This window comes from 'Chrysanthemum coronarium' phytoplasma, assembly GCF_000744065.1.
Classification (GTDB): domain Bacteria; phylum Bacillota_I; class Bacilli_A; order Acholeplasmatales; family Acholeplasmataceae; genus Phytoplasma; species Phytoplasma asteris.
Genome location: NZ_BBIY01000038.1, coordinates 1 through 11,431 on the forward strand (window position 1 = coordinate 1; position 11,431 = coordinate 11,431).

The 11,431-nt window shown below is 28.9% G+C and carries 9 protein-coding genes and 1 pseudogene; 8 read left to right on the forward strand and 2 right to left on the reverse strand.

Annotation, left to right across the window (positions count from 1 at the left end; all coding sequences use genetic code 11):
- The 8 genes and pseudogenes from OYV_RS02400 to sufU form a co-directional block, all read left to right on the forward strand.
- Positions 1–430: pseudogene (locus OYV_RS02400) on the forward strand (preprotein translocase subunit SecA); the annotation flags it as partial.
- Positions 431–433: 3 nt separating this feature from the next.
- Positions 434–1,543, forward strand: coding sequence for a peptide chain release factor 2 (gene prfB, locus OYV_RS02405; protein WP_011160824.1), 1,110 nt, complete (start codon positions 434–436; stop codon positions 1,541–1,543).
- A 450-nt stretch (positions 1,544–1,993) separates the two neighbouring features.
- Positions 1,994–2,257 carry a 30S ribosomal protein S16 gene (rpsP, locus tag OYV_RS02410; RefSeq protein ID WP_011160823.1) on the forward strand — a complete coding sequence of 88 codons (264 nt, stop codon included), beginning with the start codon at positions 1,994–1,996 and terminating at the stop codon, positions 2,255–2,257.
- 59 nt (positions 2,258–2,316) lie between these two features.
- Positions 2,317–3,045, forward strand: a complete 729-nt coding sequence (gene trmD, locus OYV_RS02415; RefSeq protein WP_011160822.1) for a tRNA (guanosine(37)-N1)-methyltransferase TrmD — start codon at positions 2,317–2,319, stop codon at positions 3,043–3,045.
- A 41-nt stretch (positions 3,046–3,086) separates the two neighbouring features.
- Positions 3,087–3,443: a 50S ribosomal protein L19 gene (gene rplS / locus OYV_RS02420; RefSeq protein WP_011160821.1), complete on the forward strand. Its 357-nt coding sequence runs from the start codon at positions 3,087–3,089 to the stop codon at positions 3,441–3,443.
- Between the two features lie 184 nt (positions 3,444–3,627).
- A complete protein-coding gene (gene tyrS, locus OYV_RS02425; RefSeq protein ID WP_011160820.1) occupies positions 3,628–4,869 on the forward strand; it encodes a tyrosine--tRNA ligase in 1,242 nt (413 codons plus the stop codon).
- A 76-nt stretch (positions 4,870–4,945) separates the two neighbouring features.
- A complete protein-coding gene (locus tag OYV_RS02430) occupies positions 4,946–6,151 on the forward strand; it encodes an aminotransferase class V-fold PLP-dependent enzyme (RefSeq protein ID WP_042068110.1) in 1,206 nt (401 codons plus the stop codon).
- Between the two features lie 14 nt (positions 6,152–6,165).
- A complete protein-coding gene (gene sufU / locus OYV_RS02435) occupies positions 6,166–6,609 on the forward strand; it encodes a Fe-S cluster assembly sulfur transfer protein SufU (RefSeq protein ID WP_042068111.1) in 444 nt (147 codons plus the stop codon).
- Positions 6,610–6,662: 53 nt separating this feature from the next.
- Here the strand turns inward: sufU and trpS are convergent, their stop codons facing one another.
- A complete protein-coding gene (gene trpS, locus OYV_RS02440) occupies positions 6,663–7,667 on the reverse strand; it encodes a tryptophan--tRNA ligase (protein ID WP_042068112.1) in 1,005 nt (334 codons plus the stop codon).
- A 111-nt stretch (positions 7,668–7,778) separates the two neighbouring features.
- The coding region (locus tag OYV_RS02445) for a PolC-type DNA polymerase III (protein ID WP_042068113.1) at positions 7,779–11,431 on the reverse strand (3,653 nt) is incomplete at its 5' end.

Here is an 11,431-nt window from a genome sequence, read left to right on the forward strand (position 1 = left end):
TTTTCAACAACATTTATTGCAAAAAGTAAAAGACACTTTACAATCTCAAAAAGATTTTTTTGAAAAAGACCCTGATAAAGCTCAATATTTTGCAAAAGGTCTTAAATGGATTACATTAAAAATAATTGATAATTACTACCAACGCCACATCAATGACATGAGTTCTTTAAGACAAGGAATTGGATTTGTAAGTTACGGACAACAAGATTCTTTTATTGAGTATCAAAAAGAAGGACAAGTTTTATTCAATAACATGATTGCAAAAATTGCAAACGACATTACTGCTACTATTTTAAAGTTTTCTTTCGCAGATAGTTTTCAAACGCCTCCCAAACAAAAAGTTTTTTTAAACAATGATTCAAGCGATGATGAATCTTCTAAAAAAAGAAGAACTAGAAAAGTAAGAATTTCTAAAAAACCTTGGAATTAATTTGTGGAAAAATACGAAATTAATCAAATTTTACAAAACTTGCATCAAAACCTTCAAGATTTAAAACAAGCCCTTGATATAAAAAAAACCAATCAAACAATTGAAAAATTAAATTACGCCATGCAAAAAGAAGATTTTTGGAAATACCCCCAAAAAGCTGTTACAATAAGCCAACAATTCAACGACTTGCAAGACAAAAAAACTACTTTAGAAACTTTAAAACAAAATTATTTGGATCTAGAAACTTTATTTAATTTAAATGAAAGCCCAAATAAAACTTCTGCTTTATTAGAAGAAGAATTAAAAAACCTTACTAAAGCCGTTTTTGATTTCAAAATTAAAATTTTTTTGAATCAATCTTATGATATTAACAATGCTATTTTATTATTCCATCCAGGAGCAGGAGGTACTGAATCGCAAGATTGGTGCGAAATGCTTTTCCGTATGTATCAAAAATATGCTCAAAAAAAGAATTTTAAAACCGAAATTCTTGATTATCAACCAGGTGAAGGAGCAGGAATCAAATCAGCTACCTTATTAATTAAAGGAACTTATGCTTATGGTTATCTAAAAGCGGAAAAAGGAGTTCATCGTTTGGTAAGAATTTCTCCTTTTGATGCTAATTCCAAAAGACATACTTCTTTTGTAGCTTGCGATGTTTTGCCAGAAATTAATGAAGAAATCAAAATTAATTTAAAAACAGAAGATCTTAAAATTGATGTTTTTAGAAGTAGTGGTGCAGGCGGACAACACGTAAATACTACTGATTCAGCAGTAAGAATAACTCATTTGCCAACAGGATTAGTAGTGGGTTGTCAAAATGAACGTAGTCAGATCAAAAACAAAGAAAAAGCTTTGCAAATGCTAAAAACCAAGTTATTTCAATTAGCATCAAAAAAACAAAAAGAAGAAAATGCTAAAAAATTTCAAAGCGACCAAAAAGAAAATGGTTGGGGTTCTCAAATTAGAAGCTATGTTTTTCATCCTTACAAAATGGTTAAAGATCACCGCACTAATCAAGAAATTTTTCAATTAGAACAAGTAATGGATGGAAACATCGACGAATTTATCAATGGATATTTAACCAAAATACCTATTAGTTCTCCTCATTAATAAAAAATAAAAATACAAAGTTAATTATTTTTTTAATCAATAACCAATATAAAAAAAATAATTATAGGAAAAGCCAAGATAAAAAGGCATTTCAAAGAATAAATAATTTCCCAAAGTATTTGTTTTGGGTTTTCTTTTTGTCTTGTCTTAGAACAATTTTAATATTTTATTTGTTGAAAACAACAAAGCACACTATTTTTCATTAAAATCACTCCCTTTATTATTTATTGTTGTTGATTTTTAAACATTTTTTAATGTACTGAAATATCTTTCACCTCAATTAAAATCTTCAAAAGATTTTATTTTTTAAGAATTCATCAAAAAACATTTCTCTAATCTTTTTTATCAAAAACACTTGACAATTCAGTTATTTTATGTGATAATATTTAGGATGAACTTTTTAATTTACGATTAAACGATTAATAAAAAAATAGAAAGTGGGTTTTTATTATGGCAATAAAAATGCGTTTACAACGTTTCGGAGTGCATAAAAGACCTTTTTACAGAGTAGTTGCAAGTGAATCTAAAAATGCTAGAGATGGTAAATTTTTAGAAATTTTAGGAACTTATGACACTATTTTAGATATTGTTGAATTAGACCACAACAAAGTACAAAAATGGTTATCCAATGGCGCTCAACCAACTAAAACAGTCAAAAAAGTATTTAAAAAAAGTAAATTTGTTGCAAAAACTAACACTAAAGTTGAAAAATAATTTTTTTCTTAATTTTAAAAATAAATGAAAGCGCCTTTAACGGTTAAAAACTAAATTTTATGATTATTGAAATTATCACTATTTTTCCGCTTTTTTTTAAAAGTTTTTGCGAAACTTCCATTATTAAAAGAGCTTTAGAACAAAAAAAAGTTCAAATAAAACTTCATGATTTAAGAACTTATAGCAAAAATAAACATAATCAAGTAGATGATAGTGTTTATGGAGGAGGAGTTGGAATGTTGCTTTCTTTCCCTCCTTTTTTTGATTGTCTACAAAAAATAAAAACTCCCCAAAGCAAAGTTATTTTATTATCTCCTCAAGGAAAAATTTTTAATCAAATACATGCCACTAATTTTGCTCAAAAAGAAACTCATTTAATTATTTTATGCGGTAATTATGAAGGGGTTGATGCAAGAATATTGCAATATATTGATGCAGAAATTTCCATAGGTGATTATGTTTTGACAGGAGGAGAAATTGCTGCTACTGTTTTGGTTGATGCAATTACAAGACTGCTTCCAGAAGTTATCAAAGAACAATCTTTTCTTGAAGATTCCCATCAACAAGGTTTGCTTAAACATCCTCAATACACCCGCCCGCAAAGTTATTTGAATCACGAAGTGCCTGCTGTTTTGTTATCTGGAAACCATGCCAAAATAAGATGTTGGCGCCAAAAAGAAAGCTTGAAGGCAACTTTACAAAAAAGACCTGATCTTTTGGAAAATAAAAAATTAACTTTAGAACAAACCAAACTTTTAACAGAAATTAAACAAGAATTACAAAAATAATTCAATAATTATTTATTTGAATTCAACAAAGGAGCAAAATTATGTCTCAATTAAAAGGACAAAATTTAATAGAATCAGTTAACCAGCACCAACTTAAAGATGTCCCTTTTTTCAAACCTGGTGATACAGTTAAAGTATTTATCAAAATTGATGAAGGAAACCGTAAAAGGGTTCAAATTTTTGAAGGTTTAGTTATTAAACGCCAAGGAAGATTAGTTACAGAAACTTTTACTGTAAGAAAAATATTTGCTGGTGTAGGAATTGAATTAACTTTCCCAGTACATTCCCCTACTAACGAGAAAATAGAAGTAGTTCGTCGTGGTATTGTTCGTCGCGCCAAATTGCATTATGTTCGCAACCTTTCTTCTAAAGCTTCTCGTATTAAAGAACAAAGATAAATTGTTTTTTTGTTTAAAGAAATACATTTTTTTATAATAAAAAACCTTTAATAACATTTTTTAAATATATTTTCCCCCCTTTTTTTAATAAACAAAATTTAGAAAATTATTAAAAAAAACCCTATTTTAATGATTTTTCTCAAAACCAAGAAAATTATTTCTAAAAATAAAATAGGAGCCCAAAATGTCTTTTTATGAAGAATTAAAATGGCGTAATTTAATTAAAGATTGTAGTAACGAAACACAAGTTAAAGAATTATTAGACAACAACCAAGTTAAGTTTTACTGTGGGTTTGATCCTACTTCTCATTCTTTAACAGTGGGTCATTTAGTTCAAATAACAATGATTTTATTAATGCAAAGACAAGGACATCTACCCGTTATTTTAGTAGGTGGGGCTACGGGTTTAATAGGAGATCCCAAAGAAACTGAAGAAAGAAAATTATTATCTTTAGAAAATTCATTGCAAAATGCTAAAAGTATTGAATGTCAACTTAAAAACATATTGTTAAACAAACAAGTAGAATTTGTTAATAATTATCAATGGCTTTCTCAAATAGATATCATTTCTTTCCTCAGAAACTACGGAAAACTTTTTAACATTAACTATATGCTTTCCAAACACGCAGTAGCCAAAAGACTTGCTTCTGGCATCTCTTTTACTGAATTTTCTTATATGATTTTACAATCTTTAGATTTTCATCATTTATACAAAAATCATAAAGTTAGATTACAATTAGGCGGTTCTGATCAGTGGGGAAATATCACAAGCGGACTAGAACTCATCAGAAAATTAGAAAAAAAATCCGATGCCCTAGGAATTAGCACTCCTCTTTTGTTAAATTCAGATGGAACGAAATTTGGCAAAAGCGAAAAAGGGGTTTTATGGGTAAATCCTTCAATGACTTCCCCTTATGAAATTTATCAATATTTTTTAAATGTTTCTGATAAAGAAGTAATCAATTATCTAAAAATGCTTACTTTAATCCCCAAGCAAGAAATTTTGGAATTAGAAAAAAACACCTTGGAAAACCCCCAACAAAGATTAGCTCAAAAAGCTCTTACCCAAAACATTATTACTTTAATTCATTCCTCAGATATTTTGCAAGAATGTATAAAAACTAACCAAATTTTATTTTCTAATGCTAAAAAAGAATCTTTCCAAGAAAAAGATTTTATTTTATTGCAAAAAACTTTGTTTTGTCATTCCACAAAAGAAGATATTTTATTAGTTGATGCTTTAGTTCAAACAAAACTGGCAACTTCTAAAAGTGAAGCTCGTGAATTTATCAAAGACAACACTATTAAATTATTTAATCAAAAAATCAAATCCCTTGATTTTGCAATAACCAAAAAAAACACTTTATTTGATAAATATGTCCTTTTGAAAAAAGGCAAAAAAAACAACGCTTTAATAGTCTTTTAATTATTAATAACTTTTTATTTATTTTATTAATTCATTTATGAAAAAATATGTCTTAACAAATTAAGAGGTTTCCAAAATGCAAAATAATCCTTTTCGCTGTCTTTTCCCAATTTTCAAAACCAACCCCAAGATTGTTTACTTTGATAATGCTGCTACTTCTTTAAAACCTCAAAAAGTAATAGATGAATTGACTAGATTTTATAACACAAATGGACTCAATACCAAATCTTTTGGCGTTTTGTCTCATCAAAACACTTTACTAATGAACGAAACAAGAATTAAAACAGCTAATTTTATTAATTCCAAACCAGAAGAAATTATTTTTACTAAAGGAACTACTGATTCTTTAAATATATTAGCTCAAAGCTTAGGAGAAACCCTTCAAGAAGGTGACGAAATTATTACATCAGAATTAGAACATAATTCTTCCGTGTTTCCTTGGTTTAAACAAGCCAAACTAAAAAAAGCAAAATTAATTTTTGTTCCCCTAAACGAACAGAATCAAATAACTGTAGAAAATTTTGCTAAGGTTTTAACAAACAAAACTAAAATAGTTGTTTTAACTCATGTTTCTAATTTACTAGGGTACAAAACTCCCATTAAAGAAATAACAACTTTAGCTCATAAAAAAAACGCTTTAGTTATTTTAGATTCTGCCCAATCATCAAGTCACCTACCCATAGACGTTAAATTTTTAGATGTAGATTTTTTAGCATTTTCATCCCACAAATTATACGGTCCTTTTGGAATAGGGATTTTGTTTGGCAAAAATCATTTATTAGAACAATTACAACCTCCTTCATTTGGAGGAACTTCCATTAAAGAATTTTCTTTAAAACATTTTGTACTCAACGAAGGTCCTAATAAATTTGAATCAGGAACTCCTAATATTTCAGGAATTCTTGCTTTTAAAAAAGCTTTGGAATTTGTGGAAGAAATTGGTTTTGAAAATATCCAAAAACATGAAAAAAAGATTTATCAAAATATAATGAAAGAATTAAAACAAATTCCTAAAATCACAATTTATAATCCTCAAACTTTTTCTAATATCATTACTTTTAACTTTAATCAAATTCATGCCCATGATGCAGAAGCTTTTTTAGCTCAGGAAAATATTTATGTAAGAACTGGTAGATGTTGTGCTTTTTTAGCTACTCAAAAACTAAAACAAACAAGTATAATTAGAGTTTCTATAGGCATTCACAACAATCAAGAAGACGTTGATATTTTAATTAAAAACTTAAAAAAAACGCAAACTTTTTTCTCCAAATTTAATAAATAACTCAAGGCATTAAAATGTTAGAAATAAATAAATTATATCGTGATTTAATCATTAAACATTATCAAGAACCTCAAAATTGGGGACTTTCCCAAGACCCTGATTTTATAAACATAACTAATAAAAATGTTTCTTGTGGTGATTCTATTTCATTACAAATCAAAATCTCAAATCAAAAATTAATAGATATTAAATATGAAACTCAAGCTTGTGCTATTTGTCGCGCTTCAGCAAGTTTGATGTCTATACATCTTAAGAATCTAGAAATTCCACAAACATTAGAAAAAATAAATCATTTTTTAGCTATGAATAATAATCAAATATATGATGAAACTCAACTTGACAAAGAATTACTATTATTTAAACATTTTATTAATTTTCCTGGAAGAGTCGCTTGTATAAGTCTTCCTTGGAAAGCTTTACAACAAGTAATTAAAGCACACAATAAAAAAAGTTATTAAATAAAAAAGACAACCCTAAAAAGGTTGTCTTTTTTATTTATAAATATTATACATCAAAATCTTGAAATACCTAATTTTTTTCGTACCTGTTGGATTTTTTTCTCTGCAATCAAGGAAGCTTTTTGAGCTCCTTTATTTAAAATATCATCCAATTTTGCACTATTAATTAATTGATAAAATTTTTGTTGCAAAGGTACAACAAAATTAATTATTTCTTCACCGACTTTATTTTTTAACTCTTTATAATTATTTTTTTGAAAAAGTTTTTCACTTTCAAAAATACTAATTTGCTTTAAAGAAGCATAAATGGTTAAAAGATTAGAAATTCCAGGTTTATTTTCTGGATCATATTTAATTATTTTTTGGGAATCTGTAACAGTTTGGGCAATTTTACTTTTAATTATTTGATGATCATCCAAAAGTAAAATATAGCTTTTAGGATTTTCCGTATCACTTTTACTCATTTTTTTCAAAGGGTTTTGCAAAGATTTTATTTTTGAACCCAACGGATTAAAAAAAGGTTCCGGAACAACAAAAGTATTACCATATAAATTGTTAAATCTTGTAGCCAAGTTTTTAGTTAATTCTAAATGTTGTTTTTGATCTTTGCCAATAGGCACTAAATTTGCATCATACATCAAAATATCAGCTGCCATCAATGTGGGGTAAGTAAATAAAGAAGTCCTTATTCCTTCTGCATTAATTTTGCTTTTTTCCTTATATTGAATCATTCTTTGTAGTTCAGAAAAATAAGAATTGCATTCCAAGAGATAACCCAAATAAGTATGTTGTGTTACTTCAGATTGAACAAACAAATTTATTTTTTCAGGATCAAGCCCTGATGCCAAATAAAGAGCTGCTATTTTTTTGATTTGTTGTTTTAGTGTTTGGGGTTCTTGATAAAAAGTAAGGGCGTGCAAGTCAGCTATAAAAAGATAAAAATCAAAATTTTTTAAGTTTTGTTGCAAATATAGCAAAGGTTTTAAAACCCCAATATAATTTCCTAAAGTAAGATCGCCCGTTGGTTTGATCCCTGACACTAATCTTTTATTTGGTATCAATTTTATCACCTCCTTTTTTATTTTTTGCAAAATGATTTATTATAGCAAAATCATCTTTAATATTTTTGTGGATTTAACCAAATTTATTTATTATTTGTTTTTTTAATTTCATTCATCTTCTAAAGAATCTAAAAGGTTTTCTTGTTTTGCTTTGGCTAAAATGGTTTTATTAATTTTAGAACGAGTGGCAAAATCAGCTTTAGTAAATGGTTTTTCTTCGCGCGCCTCTACAATTTTATTAGCAGCAATCAAACCTAGACCATCAAGCGAAAGCAGTGGCATCCTTAAAAAACCACCATCTTCTATTTTTAAAACACTAACATCTGATTTATTAAAATCAACAGTTAAAAATTTAAAACCACGATGTACCATTTCTTCGGCAATTTTTAAAGTATTGATTAAAGCATCTTCTTTGGCTTTGATTTTTTTACTTTTTTTCAATTCTGCAAGCTTATTTAATTTTTCTTTAATAATTTTTATATCGTTACTAATCATGGTTTGGTGGTCGAATTGTTCTGTTCTTTTAGAAAAATAACCACTATAAAAAGCTAATGGTGCATGCATTTTAAACCACGCAATCCTCAAAGCCATAATAACATAAGCAGTGGCGTGCGCTTTAGGGAATAAATATTTAATTTTAGCAGCAGAATCAATATACCAAGCTTCTACTTTGTCTTTCATTTCTTGTTTGTATTTGTTCCATGTTTGAAAATCATCTTGGGGTTTGCCTTTACGGATAAATTCCATAATATCAAAAGCTTTTAAAGGATCAAGCCCTTTTTCTTGTAGTTGTAACATAATATCATCGCGACAACCAATTATATCATCAAAAGAAATTGTTTTATTTTTGTATTTTTCAAATTCGCCTGTTTTGTTGATAGCATCTCTGGCGTTTTGGTTCCAAACATCAGTTCCATGTGAAAGTCCTGAGATTTTTACTAAAGCAGCAAAATTAATTTTAATTGCTTGTTTTTGTGAATTTTGTTTAGCGGTTGTTAAATCTTTTAACATTTGTTTGACAAAAATAGTTCCAAATTCAGGAATACCCAAAGAATCAATAGTTATTTTATTTCCTGGATTTACAGAAGAATCAATTTTGAATTCGTTGGAAAACAATTTATAAACTTCGGGATCATCTACAGGAATATCTTGGGCTCTTGTGAAAGGGAAAATTCTTCGATTTTCTTTAACATAATCCATCAAAAATTTAATCATCATAGGATCATCATGTCCTAAAATGTCTAATTTAAAAAGATTTTGCTCAAAGGAATGATAATCAAAATGAGTGGTTTTCCAATTGGTGTCATTAGCTGGATATTGGACAGGAGTTACTTCATAAATACTGCGATCGGGCGGCACAACAACAATTCCTCCTGGATGCTGGCCATTAGAACGTTTAACTCCTTCGATTTTGTTGGCAATTTGGGCTACTTTTTGTTTGCGCCATTGTTTTTGTTTTTCTTCTACAAAACCCATCGTATAGCCATAAGCGTTTCTTTGGGCAACAGTCTGGATGGTTCCTGCTCTAAAAGCGTGTTTTTCTCCTAATAATTCTTTAATGTAATTGTGGGCTTGGCTTTGGTAATCACCTGCAAAATTTAGATCAATATCAGGAGTTTTTTTGCCTTCAAAGCCTAGAAAAGTTTCAAAAGGGATGTCATGACCGTCTTTTTTGAACTGAGTGTCGCATTTGGGACAAGGCATGTTTGGCAAATCGTATCCCGAAAAAACCTTATCAAGTTCGTTGTGGTATTTTTCTTCTTCTGAGTTGTAATATTGTTCTTTTTCTTGTTGTTTTAATTGGACAATAGTGTAGTTGCATTGTGGACAATAATAATGTGGTTTTAACGGATTTACTTCGGTAATTTCTAACATAGTTGCTACTAAAGAAGAACCAATCGAACCACGTGAGCCTACTAAATAACCTTTTTCCAAAGAATTTTTAACTAATAAATGTGATAAATAATAAACAGGAGCAATATTTTGATTAGATTTTTCGTTTTTTGTCTCTCCGATAATACTTTTTAACTCTTGATCCAATCTTTCTTTAATTAAAGGGTGGGGAGTTGCGCCGTACATTTGTTTAACTTTTGTATCAACCAAACGCTTAATTTCTTCTTTGATGCTTGGTATTTGTAAGTTGGCTTTGAAAGCGTCGTCTTTGAAAGAAAATAGTTCCGAAGAAAAAGCTTTGATTTTTTCAATTTTGGAATTAAGCAAATGAGTATTTTCAATTACAATTTCATAAATTAATTTTTCATCTTGTAAAAAGGCAAATGCATCTATCATTTCTTGAGTGGTCAAAAGGTGATTTTCTGGCAAGTTTTTGTTTTCGTATCTAGATAATTTGTGTAAGCCACCTCCTACCATTTTGGCATTAATATAAATTTCGCGATAATCTTTTTCCCAAGGATGAATATAATGAACGTCCCCAGTGGCAATTACTATTTTTGCTTGTTTTTGGGATTCTGTTATGATGGTTTTTAGAGTAGTTTCAATGATTTGAAGCCCGTTTTTGCCTAAATCATGAATTAAATGTTTATAAGCTTGGGGAGGTTGCACTTCGATGTAATCGTAAAAAGAAATAGCTTTTTTCAATTTGGAAATATTTTGATTGAGAGCTATTTCAAAAATATTGCTATTCATGCAACCACTACCCACTAAAAGACCTTGTCTTAAATTAGCTAAATTAGATTTTAAAACACGAGGGCTTTTGTTAAAATCCTTAGTTAAAGCGTTGCTTAAAAGTTCAAAAAGATTGCGATAACCGGTTTGATTAGCCACCAAAATATTGATGTGATAAGGTCTTTCGTATTTGGGATCGATTTTTTCTTGTAAGTCAAAAAAAGTAATTACTTGTTCGTCTTTGGGATCTTTGGTTGGATCTGCCAATTGATCAATCATTTTGATAAAAACTTCTGCTGTGGCAGTGGCATCCGCAAGTGCACGGTGATGGTCTTCTAATTTGACTTTGAAAAAAGTTGCCAATCTTTTTAAAGAAAAATATTTTAAAAGATTGCTGAAATAACGTTGAGACAATGCCATGGTATCAATAATGGGTTGTGGTTCCAAAGATATTTTGAGTTCTTTTGCTTTTTCTTTTAAAAAATTAATATCAAAAGAAGCGTTGTGAGCCACTAAAACACAGTCTTTGGTAAAAGCTAAAAATTGTGGTAAAACTTGGTCAATTGTTTGTTGTCCTTGAAGCATTTCATCCGTAATATTGGTAATATCGGTGATAGTTTTGGTTAATTTTTGTTGCGGGTCGATAAATTTTTGAAACTCGCCTATTTTGTTTCCGTTTTTAATTTTTACTCCAGCGATTTCAATAATTTTGTCACGAACATTAGATAATCCAGTAGTTTCCAAGTCAAAAACCACATAAGTAGCTTCTTTTAAAACAAAATCTTTTTCTAAATTATCTTCTTTTTGATTGGTGATATAAATAGGTTTTTCTTCAATAAAATCAACTTCCACTCCATAAATAGTTTTGATTTTTTTATTTTTGGCATGTTCGTTAATTTCAGGGTAAGCATAAATGCCGTCATGATCCGTAAAAGCAATCGCTTCGTGTCCCCATGATTCTGCTATTTGTAAATATTCTTTGGCACTGTTAATGGCGTCTAAATTAGACATTTTAGTGTGAGTGTGAAATTCAATTCTTTTTTTTCCTTGAAAACCCAAGTCTTGGCGGATTAATGAAGGCGAAATTGAATCTGATTCTAGGGTTTCGTATTGTGTCATCATTAAATGAATATCGT